The 19398-nt window shown below is 62.7% G+C and carries 19 protein-coding genes; 12 read left to right on the top strand and 7 right to left on the bottom strand.

Going from position 1 to position 19398, the window contains the following annotated elements; translation table 11 throughout:
- Positions 1-3 precede the first annotated feature (3 nt).
- The 4 genes from OX462_RS02640 to OX462_RS02625 all read left to right on the top strand — a co-directional run bounded on the left by OX462_RS02640 (position 4) and on the right by OX462_RS02625 (position 4619).
- The gene (locus OX462_RS02640) at positions 4-957 is read left to right on the top strand and encodes a TniB family NTP-binding protein (RefSeq protein ID WP_409027710.1); all 954 of its coding nucleotides are present in this window, start codon (positions 4-6) and stop codon (positions 955-957) included.
- Entirely contained in the window at positions 954-2060 is a 1107-nt protein-coding gene (locus tag OX462_RS02635) for a TniQ family protein (RefSeq protein ID WP_409027709.1), read from the top strand. Before OX462_RS02640 ends, OX462_RS02635 begins: the two co-directional genes overlap by 4 nt.
- 1291 nt (positions 2061-3351) lie before the next feature.
- Entirely contained in the window at positions 3352-4221 is an 870-nt protein-coding gene (locus OX462_RS02630) for a head GIN domain-containing protein (protein WP_409027708.1), read from the top strand.
- A 137-nt stretch (positions 4222-4358) separates the two neighbouring features.
- Positions 4359-4619 carry a YkgJ family cysteine cluster protein gene (locus tag OX462_RS02625; protein WP_070220477.1) on the top strand — a complete coding sequence of 87 codons (261 nt, stop codon included), beginning with the start codon at positions 4359-4361 and terminating at the stop codon, positions 4617-4619.
- A gap of 9 nt (positions 4620-4628) precedes the next feature.
- On the opposite strand, the gene OX462_RS02620 is transcribed toward OX462_RS02625, so the two are convergent.
- Genes OX462_RS02620 through OX462_RS02595 form a run of 6 tightly spaced genes read right to left on the bottom strand, consistent with a single transcriptional unit; the run spans position 4629 to position 9014 of the window.
- On the bottom strand, positions 4629-5657 hold the full coding sequence (locus OX462_RS02620; RefSeq protein ID WP_409027707.1) for an alcohol dehydrogenase: 1029 nt from the start codon (positions 5655-5657) through the stop codon (positions 4629-4631).
- A gap of 26 nt (positions 5658-5683) precedes the next feature.
- A complete protein-coding gene (locus OX462_RS02615) occupies positions 5684-6796 on the bottom strand; it encodes a flavin monoamine oxidase family protein (protein WP_409027706.1) in 1113 nt (370 codons plus the stop codon).
- Positions 6757-7467 carry a cupin domain-containing protein gene (locus OX462_RS02610; protein WP_409027705.1) on the bottom strand — a complete coding sequence of 237 codons (711 nt, stop codon included), beginning with the start codon at positions 7465-7467 and terminating at the stop codon, positions 6757-6759. The genes OX462_RS02615 and OX462_RS02610 overlap by 40 nt, the downstream gene beginning before the upstream one ends.
- A 35-nt stretch (positions 7468-7502) precedes the next feature.
- Positions 7503-7847 carry a carboxymuconolactone decarboxylase family protein gene (locus tag OX462_RS02605; RefSeq protein WP_070311714.1) on the bottom strand — a complete coding sequence of 115 codons (345 nt, stop codon included), beginning with the start codon at positions 7845-7847 and terminating at the stop codon, positions 7503-7505.
- Positions 7848-7898: 51 nt separating this feature from the next.
- On the bottom strand, positions 7899-8180 hold the full coding sequence (locus OX462_RS02600; protein WP_070220486.1) for a hypothetical protein: 282 nt from the start codon (positions 8178-8180) through the stop codon (positions 7899-7901).
- Between the two features lie 60 nt (positions 8181-8240).
- Positions 8241-9014, bottom strand: coding sequence for an SDR family NAD(P)-dependent oxidoreductase (locus tag OX462_RS02595; protein ID WP_070220755.1), 774 nt, complete (start codon positions 9012-9014; stop codon positions 8241-8243).
- A 223-nt stretch (positions 9015-9237) separates the two neighbouring features.
- Between OX462_RS02595 and gcvA the strand changes: the two genes are divergently transcribed.
- The 8 genes from gcvA (at position 9238) to OX462_RS02555 (ending at position 18119) form a co-directional block, all read left to right on the top strand.
- Positions 9238-10170 carry a transcriptional regulator GcvA gene (gcvA, locus tag OX462_RS02590; protein ID WP_121670571.1) on the top strand — a complete coding sequence of 311 codons (933 nt, stop codon included), beginning with the start codon at positions 9238-9240 and terminating at the stop codon, positions 10168-10170.
- Positions 10171-10265: 95 nt separating this feature from the next.
- Positions 10266-11036, top strand: coding sequence for a DeoR/GlpR family DNA-binding transcription regulator (locus OX462_RS02585; RefSeq protein ID WP_409027704.1), 771 nt, complete (start codon positions 10266-10268; stop codon positions 11034-11036).
- Between the two features lie 32 nt (positions 11037-11068).
- On the top strand, positions 11069-12217 hold the full coding sequence (locus tag OX462_RS02580) for an MFS transporter (protein WP_070290864.1): 1149 nt from the start codon (positions 11069-11071) through the stop codon (positions 12215-12217).
- A gap of 155 nt (positions 12218-12372) precedes the next feature.
- The gene (locus OX462_RS02575) at positions 12373-13218 is read left to right on the top strand and encodes an undecaprenyl-diphosphate phosphatase (protein ID WP_070220493.1); all 846 of its coding nucleotides are present in this window, start codon (positions 12373-12375) and stop codon (positions 13216-13218) included.
- A gap of 6 nt (positions 13219-13224) precedes the next feature.
- On the top strand, positions 13225-15048 hold the full coding sequence (recQ, locus tag OX462_RS02570) for a DNA helicase RecQ (RefSeq protein WP_070220494.1): 1824 nt from the start codon (positions 13225-13227) through the stop codon (positions 15046-15048).
- On the top strand, positions 15048-15530 hold the full coding sequence (locus OX462_RS02565) for a hypothetical protein (protein WP_070290863.1): 483 nt from the start codon (positions 15048-15050) through the stop codon (positions 15528-15530). Before recQ ends, OX462_RS02565 begins: the two co-directional genes overlap by 1 nt.
- A gap of 44 nt (positions 15531-15574) precedes the next feature.
- Positions 15575-16555, top strand: a complete 981-nt coding sequence (locus OX462_RS02560) for a LysR family transcriptional regulator (RefSeq protein ID WP_070290862.1) — start codon at positions 15575-15577, stop codon at positions 16553-16555.
- Positions 16556-16832: 277 nt separating this feature from the next.
- Positions 16833-18119 (top strand): Glu/Leu/Phe/Val family dehydrogenase, encoded by a 1287-nt coding sequence (locus tag OX462_RS02555; RefSeq protein WP_070220497.1) that lies wholly within the window; start codon positions 16833-16835, stop codon positions 18117-18119.
- 178 nt (positions 18120-18297) lie between these two features.
- On the opposite strand, the gene galE is transcribed toward OX462_RS02555, so the two are convergent.
- Positions 18298-19317, bottom strand: a complete 1020-nt coding sequence (gene galE / locus OX462_RS02550) for a UDP-glucose 4-epimerase GalE (RefSeq protein WP_070220498.1) — start codon at positions 19315-19317, stop codon at positions 18298-18300.
- Positions 19318-19398: the final 81 nt, after the last annotated feature.

The following is a 19398-nucleotide window of genomic DNA, read 5'->3' as shown; positions in this document are numbered from 1 at the left end:
GCCATGCTAAATGAAAGTCTAATAGCACGCGTGGCTGAACTCGATAAAGTCATCATTCTGCACGCTGCTTTCGAGAAAGCAGTGCTGGGAATCGAGGAATGCGTTTTGAAATCCCGGCATTATCTTGAACCGGTTGGGAGTCTGGTTCTTGCCGAGGCTGGGCTGGGGAAAACCACAGTCAGCCGCGCACTTCTAGCCCGTATGCCGATTTCAATGGAATGCGACGCCCACGTTGAAAAGACGATTGTTCCAGCCTTTTATTTTGAAATCCCATCACCGGCTACCGTCCGATCTGTCGCTGCTAGCATGCTTAGCGCGCTCGGTGCGAACGCATCGACCTCTGGGAAATCAGCGCAATACCTCACTGAACGATTATGCACTCTGTTGGAAAGGTCGAAAACGATCTTGGTGTTCGCAGATGAAATGCATAACTTGTTTGGCGATAAGAGCCAGTCATCGATAACAAACAATCAAGTCCGCAATTGGATCAAGACGTTGGTAAATCGCACAGGCATCTCTTTTTGCCTTGTGGGTAATCCCGTCTTCGAACCGATTCTGTCTGAAGACGCTCAGTTAGCACGCCGATTCCCCATGCGATTTCACTTGTTGCCACTGATGCCGGGGGATCAAAGCAATCCGGGCGAGTTAGTCCCATTCATGGATGAGGCGATCAGAAAGGCGAAGCAGCGGCTTGCACTCGCATCACTGCCTCAATTTGATAGCCTCTACAGCGCAACGCAAATATACGCAGCGACCGGGGGAATTCCATCCTTCGTAGTCGCGCTGATCAAACAAGCTGCCCTAGGAGCGCTAACATCAGGCACAGAACATGTGATCCTTGAGAATTTTGCTGCGGCGTGGGATTGTGGCACAACGGCGGAGGCAAGCATCGTCAACGAAAATCCATTTCGGCTATCACATGGCGCACTAGCGACGGCGATGCGGAGGCGCGCATGACGAACCGCCTACTCTTCCGCCCAATCCCATTCAAGGACGAAACCGCCGCAAGCATCTTGATACGTGCAGCCAAAGAAAACGGCCACGCATCTGTGTATCAGCTACTTGCTGGGAGCGGCATGCTAATCAATGAGCCAAGTTTGCGCGCTGCAATTATCGACCCTGGTCGATTCATCGCTATCGTCAGACAACTTGGCCTGACGGATGACGCGGCAGCACTTTCGCTCAAGCGCGCTTCATCATCAAGACGGTCATCGCGCCGATATCACGCAGTTGAGATACCTGACCGCTGCTTTCGGCGGGATGATGCAAGAGCATTCTGCGCAGCTTGCTTGACTGAGTTTCCGTACTGGCGACAGCAATGGCTGGTCCGTCCTTTTGCAGCCTGTACTCGGCACAAGTGCCTCTTGGTAGACCGTTGCGTTCATTGCAAACGGATTCCATCGATCGGCAGAAGCGAAATCGACGTATGCAATCATTGTCAGACCTCTTTGCTGACGATGCGCGGTGCGCCTGCAAACATTGAGGTCATGCAAACAATAGAAGAACTGCTGAAGTCAGCCGACGCCGCTGCAGTGAACAGCGTGCTTGAATTCTGGAGTGCCCTGGAGCGTTTCGATGAACTGGACGATAGCCCGGCCAACGAATATGCCCGGCTCGAAATTGCCGTTGCATTCTTCCGGAACGAAGTCGCGGCGTTCGAGCATGTGGCGGCTCAGGTTGTGCCGCGCATTCCCGTTACGGGTCCGCGCATTCAGTTATTACCATTTTTATCAGGAAGTTCCTCGCTCAACCGCTTCGGTGAGGAAGTCTTGAGTCAAGTTTGGCCACTGACCCAAATCGGCGCAGCGGAGTCTCGACTATCCCATCTAAGCAAGAGCGAAGTTTGCATAATTCTGAAGATGCCGCCCGCCAAGCTAACGCGGCTAATCACGAGAGGTGCCATCAACTGGCCAGATGACGGCAGTCGTCAGCAGAAAATTGCAATAACGGAAAGAGAACTCCGAAAGCACGGATTTTCACAGACCGAAATCCTTTACCTATATCCTGATGTACCTGACTGCTCATTTAGACCACGAGCTCGGCCAGTTCAGAAGCTTTAACGCTACCAGATCAGCCATGAGAAACAGACGAGTGACAAAGAAAGGTGCACCATACTGCATATTACATGTGAGGACTAAATGCTAATTTTCCTTGACACTGAATATACCGATCCAGTGAACTGCGACCTCATCAGCATTGGCATGGTGGGCGAGGATGGCAAGACTGAGCTGTATCTGGAGCGCTCAGATTTTCGGGTGGAATGGTGTAATCAGTTTGTCCACTCCACTGTGCTGCCGATGCTGGGCAAGACTGGCCCGGCTATCGACCGATCCCAGCTAACCATACGGTTGGCCGCATGGTTTCTAACGCTACCGCGTAGCGTTACTATCGCGTGCGACAGCATCATAGACTGGAAGCTACTCGTTAACGCACTGGATGGGATACATCCGCCGAACCTGACTGGCCGTTACGATTTGCGTGGACATATCGACTCATCGGAATTCCATCATGCCGTAGTCCGATATCATGAACGCTACGGGCCATGGCACCATGCTTTACACGATGCGCATGCGCACCGGCATGGCTGGCTAGCTTGGCAAGACGGCAGAAAGAATCAATAGGCCTGGCGTCTGAGCAGCTTCATCTTCAATGTGTATAGTAAGGATGAGCACGCCTTGCCTTTGTCTTTAATGAAGCATTCAAGGCTACGTAAAAAAGCTTAACGGCACGATTTGAGACTACATTGAGTTACTGTGTGTCTGAAATTCCTTGCGGATTCCGCCTCATTGAGACTATGCAACATCCACGATACGAAAGCGTGCCAGCCAGCATATGTTAGCGCCTCTGGCACGCCATCCACGACATACAGCGCATCAGCATGCAACTCGCAGGCATGGTAAGCATCCAATTTTCGATAGTGCGCTCAAGCTCGTAGGGAACAGCCGCAAGCGGCAGTACAGTCATTTCGCCAACATCTTGAAACTGTATGCCAGCGGGTATGCCGCAGGAGAGTGAACGTATCTTTTGATCGATTAGTAGAGTGCAAGCTTATGTGTCGCTTTCAGACCGTAGTGCAAGCTTATCTGTCGTCCAGTGCAAGTTTATGTGTCGCCGAAATTCGTAAGTCCCTGTTTTTACATAATTTCAGGTGCAAACTTATGTGTCGTCCAACGCTGCCCCATGGCGCTGGGTGAACCAGAATGCGTTTCATCCCCCGTTTTGCGCAGTTCATCGCATTGGCGTTCAGCAAAGACAGGCGCTTTGCTATCTTGGCATCGACAGCACGGCAGCCGCGGCGCGGCAGCCGGCTTATTTCTTGTCCTGACCTAAAACAATCATAAAGGAAACACCATGCGTACCTTGCTGGCCCTGTGCTGTGCCGTTGCCCTCGGCGGTTGCGCCATCGTCATCAATTCCAACGATGGCGAAGTGCGCCATGCGGACTCGGGCGGCAATGCCATTCAGGGCAACGAGCAAATGAGCCGCGACGTGCGTCAGGTCAGCAACATCAACACGCTCGACATCGACAGCATGAAGCGCATCGATATCAAGATCGACGTGCGCGTGGGGCCGGCAACGTCGCTGGTGATCGAAGCGGACAGCAACCTGCAGCCGCGCATCCATAGCGAAGTGAGCGGCAATACCCTGCGCATCTGGAGCGATACGAACATTCGCAGCAGCAATGGCATCCACGTCATCTACACAACGCCGCAATTGAGGAAGATCACCATTTCCGGCTCGGGCCGCCTGGTGGCCAGCGGTTTCAATGGCGACGATTTCAGCCTGGAGCAGCGCGGTTCGATGAAGAGCGAATTGTCGGGCACCGTGGGACGCTTCGACGTGGCCAACAATGGCTCGGGCAGCATCAACGCGGCCGCCCTCGCCAGCGGCAACACGGACGCGGTGCAAAACGGTTCGGGCAGCATACAGCTGGGCAATGTACGCGGCGAACGCGTCAACGTGGCCGTCAACGGCTCGGGCAGCATCAGCGCCAGCGGCGCCGTGCAGCGTCTCGACGCCAACGTGAATGGCTCGGGCGACATCAACCTGGCTTCCCTGCGCAGCGACGTTGCCTATCTGGCGAGCAACGGTTCCGGCGACATCGACGTGACCGTCCAGAATGAAGTCAACGCCCGCGCCAGCGGTTCCGGCCGCATCACCGTGCATGGCGATCCGGCCCGCCGCACCCTGTCGGGCAAGCGCGTCAGCATCGTGCGCTAGGCAAGCGGCGGGAAGCGGCAGGCCGCGCCGACTTGCTATACTGTCGGCCCCTGATCCCTTTCCAGCCATCGCCATGCCGTCCTGCGCCTGCTCCCTGGCAGCCGGATGGCAAGCTGGTCGTCCACTAAAGAATAACCATGAACTGCCGCGACCACTGCGGAGCGTGCTGCATCGCTCCCTCCATCACCAGTCCGATACCGGGCATGCCGAACGGGAAACCCGCTGGCGTCCGCTGCGTGCAGCTGGGAGACGATAGCCGCTGCCGCATTTTCGGACAGCCGGAACGGCCGGCGTTCTGCGCAGGATTGCAGCCGTCGGCAGAGATGTGCGGCGCCAGCCGCGAACAGGCGATACGCTGGCTCGACGACCTGGAGCAGGCAACGGCGCCGCAGACTTGAAGAGAATGCCTAGGCCTTCGGCAACATGGTCAGCACCATGCGGAACTTGACGTCCCCGGACTGCATGCGCTGACAGGCTTCGGCCGCACGTTCCAGCGGCATGGTTACGATACGCGGACGCACGTCGGCCAGCACGCTGAAAGCAAGCGTCTTTTCATTGTCATACGGCGTGCCGGTGATCGAGCCGAGCACGCCGCGTTCGCCCACCACCAATTTACCGGAAGACACGAGCAGCGGATCCTTGCCCGCGCCCAGCACGACCAGCCGTCCGGCTGGCGCCAGGCCATCCATCAGCGCCGTCACGGCGGCCGCGCTGGAGACGGTGGTGATGACCGCCTGCGCCCCGCCATGCGCTTGCAGCACGGCGGCCGCATCCTCGGTCAGGCTGTCGACATACTCGTGCGCGCCCAGCTCCAGCGCGTCCTGCGCAATATCGCCGCCGCGCCCGATCGCCACCACCTTGAAGCCCATGCGGCGCGCATACTGCAAGGCCATATGCCCCAGGCCGCCGATGCCCAGGATGGCGACCGTATCGCCCGCCTGCGCCCCGCTCTTCTTGAGCGCATTGAAGGTGGCGAGTCCGGCGCACAGGATGGGCGCCGCCTCTTCCGCATCAAGCTGCCCGGGAATGGATACCAGGCCGGTGGCGCGCGCCAGCATCATCTCGGCATAGCCGCCGTCGCGGCTGGCGCCCACGAACGGCTGGTCCTGACATAACTGGAAACGGCCTTGGCGGCAGGGCGGGCAGGCGTTGCAGTGGCCGCCCAGACGGCCGACGCCGACGCGCTGGCCGATTTGCCAGATGCCCGGCGTGTGTTCGCCCAGCGCGACGATGCGCCCGACCACCTCGTGACCGGGCACGCGCGGCGGCTGCAGCGCCGGGTCGGCGCCGTCGATATCGGCGCTGTCGGCGCCACAGATGCCGCAGGCTTCGACGGCGATCAAGACTTCGCCCACGCCAGGCAGCGGCGTGGCGCGCTCGACCAGTTCCAGCACGCCGGGGCGGCTCACTTGCATGGCGCGGTAAGTGGCTTTCATCTTCATTTCTCCTTCGTTGAGTTAAGTCACGGAATCGCCGGGCGCTGCTGCGCCGCTTGCCAGGCTTGCACGCCCAGAGCGGCCGCCTCGACCGCGCCGGCCAGATAGCCGGGAAAGCGCGGCGACCATTCGCTGGCGATGGCCGTCAGGCGGCCCTGCCAGGGACCGGCCGCAGGCGCCGCTGCCGGGGCGTGACCGTGCTCGCCGCCGGCGTCGAGGTCGGCGGCGGTGGCGGTCAGCGCATCCTGCGACCAGTCCTTGATGGCATCGGTGCGCGGCGCGGCCGCTTGCGGGCCGAACAGCCGTACCAGCTGGGCCCGGCAATGCGCCAGCAAGACCCCATCGTCCAGGCGCTGGCGCGTGCGTGCCGGCACGGCCAGGAAACCAAACAGGGCAGCGCTGCCGCCCGGCATCGAGGCATCATGGATCTCGCCCAGCGGCCCGCTCTGGCTGCGCGCCGAACCGGACAAGCCCTGTTCGCGCCAGAACGGCCGTTCGTAGACGGCGACGTACTTCGCATGGGGCGCCATCCAGGTGGCGGTGGCGGTCCACTCGCGCGCCAGCGTCGCAGGCAGGGCCGGCTCGTACGCGATACCGGCGGCAGCCAGGCGCGGCGGCAATGCCAGCAGCACGTGGCCGGTGCGCCACGCGGTGACGGCGCCCGCCGCATCCGCGCTCGCCACTTCGACGTGCTCGGCCGCATGGCGCAGGCGCAGCACCTGTTGTCCGGTGACGATGCGCGTGCTGCGCAAGGTGCCGTGCAAGGCATCGGTCAGCGCATTCATGCCGCCAATCAGGCGCATCGATGGCGGCGCGCTCGCGTACGTGCGCATGCGCACCGGCGCCTCCCCTGCGGCGCGCTGGTACAGCATGTCGCCCTGGTCGTACTGGGCGAAGCGCTGCAGCCCCAGCCCGTCGACCAGCTGGTGCAGCGCGCACTGCTGCTCGGGCCAGAACCAGGCCGGGCCCAGGTCGAAGCGGTCGCTGCCGCCAGCTGCCTGCATGCCGGCGATACGCCCGCCGATGAAATCGCGCGCTTCGAGCACGACGACATTGGCCACGCCCAGCCGCTCCAGCAAGTGGGCCGCGTACAGGCCGCTCAGGCCGGCGCCGATAATGATGATGCGTGCGTGTTGCATGCTGATCCTTTCAAAGTCGTGTCCGCCACATGCCGGACTTTCAGGTAAACGGTGGCTCCCTGCGCACCGGCAACGATGGCGGGCAAGGTGCCGGCAGGCAGGCGCATCCAGCTGCGCGGCGCGCAGGCATGCTGGCGTGCGCGCACCTCGCCCTCGAGCACCAGCAGTTCCTGGCTGCCGCCTGCCTCGGCCAGCAAGGCTTCATGCGGCATCAGCCGCTGCAGGCTGACCTGCTCGGCAGCATCGTCGAACAGCGGACAGACGGCCCGCCCCCGCTGCTCGCGCCAGTTGGCGGGGTCGCGGGTGTCGATGCGGACGTGGCGCTGTTCGCGCGGCTGCATCTGCTGCAACTTGACGAAGATCACCGCCCCCGCGCCGCTCGACGGCCGGTGGCTGGAGCCGGGCGGATTGCGCAAATACCAGCCGGCGGGATAATCCACGCCGTCTTCGGAAAACGTGCCGTCGAGGACCAGGATTTCCTCGCCGCCCGGATGCCGATGCAGCGGGAAGAAGGATTCGGGCGCATAGCGCACGATGCTCGTTGCGCGCGCTTGCTCGGCGCCGATGCGATCGAGCATGATGCGCTCGACGCCGCCCTGCGGCGACGCGACCCAGCGGTACTGGTGCGGCGCCAGGATGACGGGGCGCGAAAAATCGGCATTGATCAGCATGACAAACTTCCACAGTTGAAAAAAACGGCCAGCGCTTACTGCTTCGGCAGCTGTTGGTAGGCTTCCATCACGCGCGCCGAATACGTCAGCGCGGCGCCCGTATTGAGCGCGATCGCCACGCCGAGCGCTTCGGAAATTTCTTCCAGGGTCGCACCGGCTTCCACCGCTTTCCTCGTGTGCACCGAGATGCAGCCGTCGCAACGCGTGGTGATGGCCACCGCCAGCGCGATCAGTTCGTGGATCTTCGGCGCCAGGTGGCCGGTCTTGGCGGCGGCGCCGTCGATGGCCATCACGCCGCGCATCACGTCGGGGCTCTGCGCGGCGTAATCGCCGACTTTTTCCAGCAGGGAGTCGCGGTAGGTGTTCCAGTCTTGCATCATGATTTTTGCTCCAAAAAAGGGAATAGTAGGTAGCAGCGGGCGGGTGCCCGCTTACGCCACGGTATAAATGCGCACGTCGGGCGCCGCGTCCAGCAGCGGCGTGAGCGCCACCACCACGTCGCTGTTGAACAGCGCGCTTTGCAGATAGGCATTGGCGTTGCCCACGCTGTCGAAGCCATGCAGCACTTGCACGTCTTCCTCGCGGATCAGCAATTGCTTCGACTGCGCGCCCGCGATGCCGGCCAGGAACGGCGCCTTGTACTGCTGATAGACGCCAGCCGCCGCGGCGCGGTTGGCGTTGGCGATCTTGAGGGTGATTTGCAGATAAGCCATGCGATGCTCCTTGATGATCAGGTGAAGAAAAGGCGGGCAAGGCGGGCTTGCCCCAGGTATTTAGTTGCGGCCGGCCATCACGCCGCCATCGACGTCCCACACCGCGCCGGTCACCCAGGCGGCCTTGTCGGACAGCAGAAACGCCACCACTTCCGCCACGTCCAGCGGCGTGCCCACGCGGCCGATCGGGTGGAAACCGTTGAAGCCCTGCAGCGCCTCATGGACCTCCGCCTTCGGAATAAAACCTTCGTAGATCGGCGTCTGCACGACGGCTGGCGAGACGGCGTTGACGCGAATCTGCTTCGATGCCAGTTCCATCGCCAGATGCTGGGTCAGCGAGTGCAGGCCGGCCTTGGCCATCGAATACGCCGACGATGGCGTGGCGGCGATCGCCTGCTTGCCCCACATCGAGCCGATGTTGACGATAGACCCAGGGCGTCCGCCGGCGACCAGGTGCGCGGCCACCTTTTGCGTGATGAAGAACAAGGCCTTGTTGAGATTCATATACTGGTCGTAGTCGGCGGCGCCGTGTTCGAGGAACGGTTTGGGGAAGAACACGCCTGCCGCGTTGACCAGCAGATCGATGTCCGCATGCTGTTCGTCCAGCGTTTTGAGCAGCGCGGCCAGGCCCGCGTCGCTCGACAGGTCGGCGGTCACCGCCCACACCGTGCCGAGCGCCGACAATGCCTTGCGCGCCTCTTCGGTTTTCTCTGCGCGGTGGCCGACGATCACGGCGCTGCCGCCTTGCTCCAGCACCACGCGTGCCGTCGCCAGACCCATGCCGCTGGTGCCACCCACGACCAGCAGTTTCTTGCCTTCGAATTGCTTGCTCATTTTCATTCCTTTCCTATGCCCGCCGTCAGGCAGGCGCTGTTGAAGAAAAACTTCCGGGCAGTTGTGTACTGCCGCGATGCAATGCATTCTGCGCTTGGCGGCGAACGGGAACAAACCAGATTAAATGTCAGTCATTGAAAGAAAATCTTTAGTGGCACGGCTGCGGAGTGACTAAAATAGCCACGCAGAGACGCACAATCACGCGACACCATGGAAGAAAATCATGAAGACACCGATCCATCTGAACGCCTTGCGGGCATTCGAAGCCAGCGCCCGCCACCAGAGCTTTTCAGCCGCCGCCGCTGAACTCAACGTCAGCCCCGCTGCCGTGGGCCAGTTGGTGCGCAACCTGGAAGACTGGCTGGGCGCGCCGCTGTTCCATCGACACACGGCGGGCAAGACGCGGCTGGTGGCGACGCAGGCCGCGGAGCGCGCGCTGCCGGATTTGCGCGCCGGCTTTGATCGCTTGCTGCTGGGTCTGGAAAGGCTCAAGGAAGGTTCGCTCAACGGGGTGCTGACGGTGACCGTCAGTCCCGCCTTCGCCGCCAAGTGGCTGTTGCCACGGATTGAACGCTTTCAATCGGTCTGCCCGGAAACCGACGTGCGGCTCGATACCAGTCTGAAGCCCGTCGATTTCGTCTCGCAACGCATCGATATCGGCGTGCGCTACGGCACCGGCAACTGGCCGGGACTGAGCGCCGACAAATTGATGGATGAAGAAGTCTATCCCGTGTGTTCGCCCGCGTTTCTGCAACAGCATGCGCCATTGCGGCAGCCGGCCGACCTGGCGCGGCAAACGCTGATTCACGACCTGTCGATGGATGGCCATGGCGATTTTCCAACGTGGGAAGCGTGGCTGCAGAAGGCGGGCGTGCGCGATAGCGCCGCCTCGCGCGGCATGAAGATCAACAATTCGGCGGCGGTGCTGCAGGCGGCGGCCGAGGGCCATGGCGTGGCGCTGGCGCGCAGCGTGATGGCGCATGACGATATCGCCTCCGGGCGGCTGGTACGCCTGTGCGGCGCGATGACTTTTCTTTCGCCGCTGGCCTACTACGTGGTCTACCGGCCGGAGTCCGCAGGCCTGCCGCGCCTGGCGACCTTTCGCGGCTGGCTGCTGGAAGAGGCAGGCAAGCAGGCCGCCGCGGTTGCACGGTAAGCCAGCCGTTGGCCGCCGTGACGCGCAGATAAGCATTGACCGCGTCTGCACGTTTGCGTATATTCATGCACATTCTTGCACGTTTATAAGTTCATATGTCCGCCACTCTGCTCCTCAAACAACGCCACGCATTGATCCAGCAACAATTACATGCCGACGGCAGGGTGCTGGCGCTGGACCTGGCGCGCCAGCTCGATGTGTCCGAAGACACGATACGGCGCGACTTGCGCGAGATGGCGGCGGCCGGCCTGTGCCAGCGCGTGTATGGCGGCGCCCTGCCGCTGGCGCCCGATGGCGGCACCTTGACGCAGCGCAAACAGGAAGCGCCGGAACGCAAGGCGCGCCTGGCGCAGGCCGCCGTGTCCCTCGTGCGCGCGGGCCAGGTGCTGTTTCTCGATGCGGGCTCGACCAACCTTGCCATCGCCGGCGCCTTGCCGCAGTTGGCGCTCACTGTCATCACCAATGCGCCGTCCATCGCCATGGTCCTGATGGAGCGTCCCGAAATCGAGCTGATCATGGCTGGCGGCCGGGTCGACCGCCGCGCCGGCGCCAGCCTGGGTCCGCAAGCGCTGCGCACGGTCGAGCGCATGCATCCCGACCTGTGCTTCCTCGGTGCCTGCGGCGCCGACGCGGACGCGGGCGTGACGGCGTTCAACTATGACGAGGCCGAGTTCAAGCGCAGCATCGCCGGCGCCAGCAAGGCGGTCGTCGTGGCCGTCACCAGCGACAAGCTGGGCACGGCCGCGCCTTTCGGCGTGCTGGCCACGGGCCTGCTGCAGCACCTGGTGCTCGAAGCCGATGCCGACGCTGCCCACGCGGCTGCCTTTGAACGGCTGGGCGTGCAAGTGTTGCGCGCCCACGCCTGACTTATCCACCCCGACTCTTGAAAAGCTCCCCCATGCATCTCACTGGCACCTTGCAACAACGCGCCACGCGCCTGGTTTTCTTCGCCGCCGGCCTCGGCATGGCCGCCTGGGCCCCCCTGGTTCCCTATGCCAAGGCGCGCCTGGGCCTCGATGAAGCGACGCTCGGCATTTTGCTGCTGTGCCTGGGCGCCGGCTCGCTGTGCGCGATGCCGTTTACGGGCATGCTCACGGCCCGCTTCGGCTGCCGCAAGGTCATTGTCGGCGCCGGCCTGCTGCTGACCGCCATCCTGCCCGGCCTGGCGCTGGCCGCCACGCCGCTGCAACTCGGCCTGGTGCTGCTGGTGTTCGGCGCGGCCATGGGCACCTTCGACGTGGCCATCAATATCCAGGCCGTGATCATCGAAAAAGCCAACGGCGGCGCCATGATGTCGGGTTTTCATGCGCTGTTCAGCGTGGGCGGCTTTGCCGGCGCGGCCTGCATGGCCCTGCTGTTGTGGCTGGGACTGACGCCGGCCTGGTCCTGCGCGGTGGTGATGCTGCTGCTGTGCGGCGTGCTGGGCGCGGCGCAAGGCCATCTGCTGCCGACGGCGTCCGCCTCCGGCGAAAAGACGCCGCTGTTCGTCATGCCGCATGGCGCCGTCATTTTCATCGGTCTGCTGTGCTTTATCGTCTTCCTGGCCGAAGGCGCGATTCTCGACTGGAGCGCCCTGTTCCTGACCACCACGCGCGGCGTGGAAGAAGCCAAGGGCGGTCTCGGCTACGCCGCCTTCGCCATCGCCATGACGGTGGGCCGCTTCACGGGCGACAAGGTGGTCACACGCTTTGGCGGCAAGCGGGTGCTCACTTTCGGCGGTCTGTGCGCGGCGGCAGGCTTCTTCCTGGCCGTGCTGGCGCCGCATGCCAGCCTGGCCATGGCCGGCTTCGTGCTGATCGGTCTGGGCGCGGCGAACATCGTGCCCATCCTGTTCACGGCGGCGGGCCAGCAACATGCCATGCCGGCCAGCCTGGCGGTGGCGGCCATCACCACCATCGGCTATGCGGGCATCCTGGCTGGTCCGGCCGTGATCGGCTTCGTGGCGCACGCCACCAGCCTGAATATCGCCTTCGCCATGCTGGGCGCCGCCCTGCTGCTGGTGGCAGCCAGCGCACGCCTGGTGGCGCCGGCCAAACAACGTTCCTGATCCTCCTTCTGCCTGTCGGACGATGCTAAAAAAGCGCCGCCCGACAGCGCCCAAATCGGCTCGACGGGCCTGCGGCATGGTAAGCTTCGACCCCGCGCACATTGCGGGCGCCACGCACTTACCCCATCCTGCCACTTATACCCGTTTATACATCTATGGATCTCATTCTTGCGCTAAAAGCCATCATCATGGGGCTGGTCGAAGGTTTTACCGAATTCTTGCCGATTTCGTCCACGGGACATCTGATCCTGGCCGGCAGCCTGCTCGACTTTACCAAGGATGTCTCGAAAGAAGTCATGGATGTCTTCGAGATCGCCATCCAGGCCGGCGCCATCCTTGCCGTATGCTGGGAATACCGCCAGCGCATCGGCAGCGTGCTGTCTACCTTCGGCAGCGAAGCGAAGTCGCGCAAGTTCGTGCTGAACGTGGCCATCGCCTTCCTGCCACTGGCGGTCATCGGACTGGCTATCGGCAAGATGATCAAGCATGCGCTTTTCAAGCCCGTTCCGGTCGCCATGGCCTTCATCATCGGCGGCATCGTGATTTTGCTGGTGGAGCGTCGCGCGCGCACCAATCCCGTCACCGTGCGCGTCAACTCGGTCGACGAAATGACGCCGTTCGACGCATTGAAAGTGGGCTGCGCGCAGGCCTTCGCGCTGATTCCCGGCACCAGCCGTTCCGGCTCGACCATCATCGGCGGCATGCTGCTGGGACTGTCGCGCAAGACGGCTACCGAATTCTCGTTCTTCCTGGCCATCCCCACCCTGCTGGCGGCCACCGCCTATTCTCTGTATAAAGCGCGCGACATCCTGTCGGCCACCGACGTGCCCCTGTTCGGCCTGGGCACCGTGGCCGCCTTCATTTCCGCCTTCCTGTGCGTGCGCTGGCTGCTGCGCTATATCAGCTCGCACGACTTCACGTTTTTTGCCTGGTACCGCATTGTGTTCGGCTTGCTGGTGTTGGCCAGCGCCCACTACGGCTGGGTTGTTTGGGCAGAATAAGGCACTATGAATCAAGATCTTAACCAGCGCGCGCTGCACCTGCTGCAAACCGTTTTCGGCTACCCGGCCTTCCGCGGCCAGCAAGCCGACATCGTCGACCACGTCAGCCATGGCGGCGACGCGCTGGTATTGATGCCCACGGGCGGCGGCAAGTCGCTGTGCTACCAGATTCCCGCGCTGCTGCGCGATGGCGTCGGCGTCGTCGTCTCGCCGCTGATCGCACTGATGCAGGACCAGGTGGACGCGCTGGAAGAAGTCGGCGTGCGCGCCGCCTTCCTGAACTCCACCCAGACCTACGAAGAAGCGAGCCGCATCGAGCGCCTGGTGCGCACGGGCGGCATCGACGTCGTCTACGTGGCGCCCGAGCGCCTGATGACGCAGCGCTGCCTTGACCTGTTCCAGGCGTCGAAGATCTCCCTGTTCGCCATCGACGAGGCGCACTGCGTAGCCCAGTGGGGCCACGACTTCCGTCCCGAATACATCAAGCTGTCGGTGCTACACGAGCAGTTCCCGGACGTGCCGCGCATCGCGCTCACGGCCACGGCCGACCCGCAGACGCGCGCTGAAATCGCGCTGCGCCTGCAGCTGGAAGACGCGCGCCAGTTCGTCTCGTCCTTCGACCGCCCGAACATCCGCTACCAGATCGTGGAAAAGGCGAATGGCCGCAAGCAGCTGCTCGACTTCATCAACACGGAACACGCGGGCGACTGCGGCATCGTGTACTGCCTGTCGCGCAAAAAAGTCGAAGAGACGGCGGAATTTCTGAACCAGAGCGGCATCCGCGCCCTGCCCTATCACGCCGGCATGGAGTACGCCAAGCGCAGCGCCAACCAGGCGCGCTTCCTGCGCGAGGAAAACATCGTCATGGTCGCCACCATCGCCTTCGGCATGGGCATCGATAAGCCCGACGTGCGCTTCGTCGCGCATCTGGATCTGCCGAAAAGCATCGAGGGCTATTATCAGGAAACGGGGCGCGCGGGCCGCGACGGCATGGCCGCCAACGCCTGGATGGCGTACGGCTTGCAGGACGTGGTGCTGCAGCGGCGCATGATCGACGAATCGGAAGCGGACGACACCTTCAAGCGCGTGCTGGGCGTGAAGCTCGACGCCATGCTGGGCCTGTGCGAAACGCTCAGCTGCCGCCGCATGCGATTGCTCGAATACTTCGGCGAACCGGCTTCGCCGTGCGGCAATTGCGACACCTGCCTGGTGCCGCCCGTGTCGTTCGACGGCACGGTGCCCGTGCAAAAACTGCTGTCGGCCATCTACCGCGTCGACCAGCGCTTCGCCGGCGGCCACGTGATCGACGTGTTGCGCGGCGTGGAATCGGAACGCATCAAGACCTGGCACCACGATTCGCTGTCGGTCTTCGGCATCGGCTCGGACCTGGGCGAAGCGGAATGGAAATCGATTTTGCGCCAAGCCATCGCGCTCGGCCTCGTCTCGGTCGACCATGAACAATACAGCTCGCTGAAACTGACGGACGCCTCGCGCCCCGTGCTCAAGGGCGGCCAGAAGGTGCAGCTGCGCCAGTACCAGAAACCGGTGAAAACCAGCAAGCGCAGCACCAGCGTGGCGAAGGGTTATGTCGAGACGGACTTGTCCACCAGCGAGCAGGCGATCTTCGACAAACTGCGCTGGTGGCGCGTGGAAACGGCGCGCACCCACAACGTGCCCGCCTACGTGATTTTCGTCGACGCCACCCTGCGCGAAATCGCCAAGGCCAAGCCCACCTCGCTCGAGCAGATGCGCGGCGTGAGCGGCGTGGGCGAGAAAAAACTGGCCTCGTACGGCGACGAAATCGTCGCCATGATCCTGGAGATGATTTAATGGAAGCACTCTCGCCCGACCTGATTTACCAGGCCGTGAAAATCCTCGGCGCCCAGCCTGACGCAGAAGACGCGGTGGAAGCGCAAGTACGTACCCTGGTCGGCGACGACCTGACGGTGCGTCGCCTGGCCGACGTGGTGCCGGAAGCCTTCGGCCTGGTGCTGGTGTCGCACCTTCCCGGCGCCGAAAACATGACCTTGCCCGCCACCTTCCGCGCCCAGGACGAGGACGGCGAATGGGTGGAGTTCCCCTTGCGCCGCGAGCCGATCTTTGTCGTCGCCGCGGATATCGCCCAGCATACTTTCCACAACGGCCCGCGCGCCCTGATAAAAAATCTCGCCGACCGCAGCTCCTTGCTGTCGGCCATCAACAAGGCCTTGAACGCGGGTGGCTCGCTCGATGGCACGACCCTGGGTCCGCCCTCCTTCTTCGGCCTGCCGGCATCGCTGTACCGGCCGGCGGCATCGGCCGAGACGCCCTGACCACTCCACCTAGCCCCTGCCCTTGACAAGAGAACGCCGCCGCGATGGAAACCAAATGGCTGGAAGACTTCATCTCGCTCGCTGAAACGCATAATTTCAGCCGTTCCGCGGCCCTGCGCCACGTGACCCAGCCGGCCTTTTCGCGGCGCATCCAGTCGCTGGAAAACTGGCTCGGCATCGACCTGGTCGACCGCACCTCGTACCCGACGCGGCTGACGCCCGCTGGCGCCGTGTTCTACGAGCAGGCGCTGGAAATGCTGGGGCAGATCAACGGCGTGCGCGCCCTGTTGCGCGGCAAGCGCGCGGCCACGCAAACGAGCGTCGACTTCGCCGTGCCGCACACCCTGTCGCTGACCTTCATGCCGAAATGGCTGACGGCGCTGGAAGAAGGTTTTGCGCCGATCAACAGCCGTTTGATGGCCCTGAACGTGCACGACGCCGTACTGCAGCTGGTCGACGGCGGCTGCGACCTGCTGCTGTGCTATCACCATCCGCGCCAGCCGGTGCAGCTCGATCCGGGCCGCTACGACATGCTGGTGATGGGCCGCGAAACCCTGCGCGCATATGCGCGCTGCGGCCAGGACAAGGTGCCGGACTTCGTCCTGCCCGGCAGCGCCAGGGAGCCGCTGCCCTTCCTCTCCTACACCAACAACGCCTACCTGGGGCGCATGGTGGAACTGCTGCTGGCCGACGCCAAGGCGCCCCTGTTCCTGGAAACCTGCTACGAAACGGACATGGCCGAAGGCTTGAAAATGATGGCGCTGGAAGGCCGCGGCATCGCCTTCCTGCCCGAATCGGCCGTCATGCGCGACGTCAAATACAAGCACCTGGCACGCGCCGACGGCGGCGCGCCTGGCTGGGAAATCGAGCTGGAAATCCGCTTGTACCGCGAGCGCCCGTCCAGCCTGCGCCCCGGCAAGCAGATCGTCGAAAGCCTGTGGCAATACCTGGTGCAGGTGCAGGAAAGCGCCGCGCGCGGCGGAAAAAAACGCCGGCGCGCGGCTGTCACCACCATTCCATCCTGACCTCCTAACTATGCAATAAATGCATAACCGGATGCGCACAAAGCATTGGCCGGGGCATGAGGCTATCGCCTACGATGCGGTTCCGCTGCGCGCAACTCAATTGATTGCGCCTACCACAGCATTTTTGAATGCCAGGAAAAATCGTAGCGAGCGGCAGTGATTTGTGGCCGAGAAGCGCAGCTGTACCAAGGTACAGCGAGCATCGCCGGCCGCAAAGCACGACGCGCAGTAGATTTTTCGGCATTACACCACCGTTTTGTCCAGGAGCTTATCAAGCATGACCAGCAAGCACGCACTTCCTTCCTACCTCAATCCTGAAGACCTGGGCCCATGGGGCGTCTACCTCGAGCAGATCGACCGCGTCACGCCGTACCTGGGCAACCTGTCGCGCTGGGTGGAAACGCTGAAGCGTCCAAAGCGCATCCTGACGGTCGACGTGCCTATCGAGCGCGATGACGGCACCATTGCCCACTACGAAGGCTACCGCGTGCAGCACAATCTGTCGCGCGGCCCGGGTAAAGGCGGCGTACGCTTCCACCAGGACGTGACCCTGTCGGAAGTGATGGCCCTGTCGGCCTGGATGACGGTCAAGAACGCGGCGGTCAACGTGCCATACGGCGGCGCCAAGGGCGGTATCCGCGTCGATCCGAAGACCCTGTCGCGCAACGAACTGCAACGCCTGACCCGCCGCTACACGAGCGAGATCAGCATGATCATCGGACCGAACAAGGATATCCCGGCGCCGGACGTCAACACGAATGAACAAGTCATGGCGTGGATGATGGACAGCTACGCCATGATCGGCGGCAATATGTCGACCGGCGTGGTGACGGGCAAACCGATCTCGCTGGGCGGCAGCCTGGGTCGCCGCGATGCGACGGGCCGCGGCGTGTTCGTCGTCGGTTGCGATGCGGCCGCCAAGGTCGGCATGTCGCTCGAAGGCGCGAAAGTCATCGTGCAAGGTTTCGGCAACGTGGGCGGCGTCGCTGCCCGCATGTTCGCTGAAGCCGGCTCGAAAGTGGTCGCGGTACAAGACCACAAGACCACCGTCGTGCATTCCGGCGGCTTGAACATCCCGCAATTGCTGGCACACGTGGCCGAAGTGGGCAGCGTCGAAGGCTTCCCGGGCGCCGAGGCATTCGTGCCGCGCGAAGATTTCTGGGGCATCGATTGCGACATCCTGATCCCGGCCGCGCTGGAACAGCAGATCACGGCCGAACGCGCACAAGTCATCCGCGCCAAGATCATCCTGGAAGGCGCCAACGGCCCGACCCTGCCTGCAGCGGACGACATCCTGACCGACCGCGGCGTGCTGATCGTGCCAGACGTGCTGGCCAACGCCGGCGGCGTGACCGTCAGCTACTTCGAGTGGGCGCAGAACTTCTCGAGCTTCTTCTGGACGGAAGAAGAAATCAACAGCCGCCTGACCCGCATCATGCGCGAAGCGTTCGACGCGGTATGGCAAGTGTCGCAAGAGAAGAAAGTGTCGATGCGTACCGCCACCTTCATCCTGGCGTGCACGCGCGTGCTGCAGGCGCGCGAAGTACGCGGCCTGTATCCATAATGGCTGCCTGAGAAAATGCCCGGGGCGTTGTTGCCTGCCCCTCGCCGTACTGGCGTACTGTCTTCGGATTTGCGCCTGGCCCCAGACATTTTTCAGGCGCCATTGAGTTACTGGCGCTGTTAAAAAAATCCCGCCACACTTGCGTGTGAGCGGGATTTTTTGTATCTGGCGGACTTTTTTACGCCGCGTAGCCTTGCGGATTCTGGTGCTGCCAGCGCCAGTGGTCGCGGCACATGTCGTCGATGTTTTTCTGCGCTTGCCAGCCCAGCAATTGCTTCGCCTTGTCGGCCGAGGCGTAGCAGCTGGCGATGTCGCCGGGGCGGCGCGGCACGATGTCGTATGGCACCTTGCGGCCGCTGGCGGCCTCGAAGGCGCGTACGGTATCAAGCACGCTATAACCGTGACCCGTGCCCAGGTTGACGGTAAAGCCGCCCTCGGTGGAGAACAGGCGGTTCAACGCCGCCACATGGCCCAGCGCCAGGTCGACCACGTGGATGTAGTCGCGCACGCCCGTACCGTCCGGCGTGTCGTAGTCGTTGCCGAAGACGGCCAGGCGCTCGCGGCGGCCCACGGCCACCTGGGCGATGAAGGGCATCAGATTGTTCGGGATGCCGGCCGGATCTTCGCCGATCAAGCCGCTGGCATGCGCGCCGACGGGATTAAAGTAGCGCAATACACCGACTTGCCATTGCGCATCGGCATGCACGAGATCGGCCAGGATCTCCTCGACCATCAGCTTCGAGCGGCCGTACGGATTGGTCACGGACAGGCGCGACGATTCCACGATCGGCAAGGCTTCCGGATCGCCATACACGGTGGCCGACGAGCTGAACACAAAACGCTTCACGTTCGCCGCCGCCAGCACTTCCAGCAGCGCCACGGTGCCCGACACATTGTTGTCCATGTACATCAGCGGCTGGGCCACGGACTCCCCCACGGCTTTCAAGCCGGCGAAATGGATCACCGCATCGATGGCATGCTCGCGCAAGACGGCGGCCATGGCCGTGCGGTCGCGCACGTCCGCTTCATAGAAGGGCACGCTTTTGCCGGCAATGCGCTCCACGCGCGCCATCGCTTCGCGCGCGCTATTGCACAGATTATCCACCGCGACCACCTCAAAACCGGCAGCCAGCAATTCGATACAGGTATGCGAACCGATGAAACCGGATGCGCCGGTCACGAGTATTTTCTTGGACATAATATCAATCAATGCAAAAAAGATAAGACTAGCGGAATTTCCCCGCTTTGCCAAGCCCGCACAAGGCTGCGCAAGTAATAA

It is taken from the genome of Janthinobacterium aestuarii (assembly GCF_046113285.1).
Classification (GTDB): domain Bacteria; phylum Pseudomonadota; class Gammaproteobacteria; order Burkholderiales; family Burkholderiaceae_D; genus Janthinobacterium.
This window is presented reverse-complemented; position numbering and strand designations above follow the sequence as displayed.